General features: G+C 62.4%; 3 protein-coding genes and 1 pseudogene. 1 reads left to right on the plus strand and 3 read right to left on the minus strand.

Annotated elements, in window-relative coordinates; translation table 11 throughout:
* The 3 genes and pseudogenes from WBB85_RS19530 to WBB85_RS19540 form a co-directional block, all read right to left on the minus strand.
* A pseudogene (locus WBB85_RS19530) lies at positions 1-86 on the minus strand (molecular chaperone DjiA); the annotation flags it as partial.
* A gap of 63 nt (positions 87-149) precedes the next feature.
* Positions 150-635 carry a GNAT family N-acetyltransferase gene (locus WBB85_RS19535; RefSeq protein ID WP_432640262.1) on the minus strand — a complete coding sequence of 162 codons (486 nt, stop codon included), beginning with the start codon at positions 633-635 and terminating at the stop codon, positions 150-152.
* The gene (locus WBB85_RS19540; protein ID WP_432640260.1) at positions 635-1,243 is read right to left on the minus strand and encodes a VOC family protein; all 609 of its coding nucleotides are present in this window, start codon (positions 1,241-1,243) and stop codon (positions 635-637) included. The genes WBB85_RS19535 and WBB85_RS19540 overlap by 1 nt, the downstream gene beginning before the upstream one ends.
* Before the next feature lie 143 nt (positions 1,244-1,386).
* On the opposite strand from WBB85_RS19540, the gene WBB85_RS19545 reads away from it, so the two are divergent.
* The coding region (locus WBB85_RS19545) for a Na+/H+ antiporter NhaA (RefSeq protein WP_432640261.1) at positions 1,387-1,747 on the plus strand (361 nt) is incomplete at its 3' end.

Below are 1,747 nucleotides of genomic sequence, written 5' to 3' on the forward strand. Positions count from 1 at the left end.
GTCTTCAGCTTGTCGAAAACAGCCGACAGCCCCTCCCCCTTGGCAAGGGCGGCCAGAGCTTCGGATATGCGGGTCCAGATCGACATGTGCCGACCATAACGGCCGAAAACGGGATTGTCAGCGCGTCACTTCAGCCGTTTGCACACCGTTCATGTGAGATTTTTCATCATAAGCACCAGATCGAGCCAGCGCCCGAACTTGCGCCCGACTTCGGGAATCGTGGCGATGGTTTGAAACCCCATCTTTCCGTGAAACGCGACACCTTCCGCATTCTCGCCCGAGACACCGGCAAAGAGCGTATGCGCCCCGCCCGCCCGCGCGTGATCCTCAATGGCCGTCATCAGCGCCCGTCCGGCACCTTTGCCACGGGCCTTGGGCGCGAGGATAATCGTGTGTTCCATCGCATGAAGGTAGCCATTGCCGCCCCGGAACTGGGAATAGCTTGCAAAGCCCAGAAGTCCACCGTCTTCGGCCACGATGAACTCGCGCCCCGCCGCACGCCGTTCGGCGATCATCGCGGCAAGGGTATCAGGCGTCCTCTCCTCGCTTGAGAAGGTGACGGTCGTGTCGCGGATGATCGGGTTCCAGATGGCAAGGACCGCATCGCTGTCCTGCGCCGCAAAGGGCCGGACGATCATGCCAGCACCCGGTCGCCATGGGGCGTGCGGATCGTCGCGCGCAGGGATTTTTCACCCGCAGCGATCACGATGCGCGGGTCGGTGACGGGCAGCGCGGAGGCAAGGGCACCCGGTTCCGGACAGGTGATTTCCAGCCGGATCAACCGACAGCCCCGGTCAGGCAGCCGTGCGGCCGGACGGGCCGTGCCCTGCCATTCGATCAGCGCGGGGAAGGCGTCGCCGAAGGGCAGACAACCGTCTGCCGGTACCCCAAAGCGCCAGCGGAAATCGCCGCGCGCAAGGTCGGTCGCGCGTCCCGCCCCCGCCGGAGCGGCGGCAAGCGCCGCGTCAAGGTCATCCACCCGGGCAATCCAGTTTGTCAGCCTGGGTGGCCCGGCGAACCGGTCGAGCGCGAACCAGCGCGGATGGGGCGGCTTCGGTGCATCGGGATCAATGGCGATGACTTCCAGATATTCCTCCGGCCCAAGGCTCAGAAGCCGGTTATGCGTGCCCATATGCGGGTGTTTGCCACCGTGCTCCAGCGGCACACCCAAAGCTGCCTCGACATGTGCAGTGCCCGCTTCAAGCGTCCCGGCTGAGACCGCGAGATGATCGAATGCCGCCATGAGCCCCCTCCTGAACGCGTTCGATGCATCCTAGATGCACCACCCGCCCCCGCAAGTGTCGAAATCGGCACAGTAAAACTTGAAACCTGCGCCCCGATCCCCAATTGGAACCCAAAGATAATCAAAACAATCGGGATTAATGAATGACCCTTGTCCGCGCCCTTGACCGCTTCTTTCGTCACGACGCCGCCGGGGGCGTCCTGCTCATGGCCTCCGCGCTTCTCGCGCTTATCGTTGCGAACTCCTCTCTCTCGGGCGGGTATCACGACCTGCTCTTGAAGAAATTCTCGGTGCTGCTGGACGGCGAAGGGCTGTCAAAACCGTTGATCCTGTGGATCAATGACGGGTTGATGGCGGTTTTCTTCTTCCTGATCGGGCTGGAACTGAAGCGCGAGATGGTGGAGGGTAAACTCAAGAACCCTGCCGATGTGATGCTGCCGGGTATGGCGGCGGTCGGCGGTATGATGATACCGGCACTGGTATTTCTGGCGCTCAACTTCTCTG

This window comes from Albidovulum sp., from assembly GCF_049646345.1.
Taxonomy (GTDB): Bacteria; Pseudomonadota; Alphaproteobacteria; order Rhodobacterales; family Rhodobacteraceae; genus Albidovulum.

Bases quoted from the DNA above. Each gene is read 5' to 3' on its own strand.
- WBB85_RS19540 (WP_432640260.1), bottom strand. From the start codon at position 1,243: ATGGCGGCATTCGATCATCTCGCGGTCTCAGCCGGGACGCTTGAAGCG.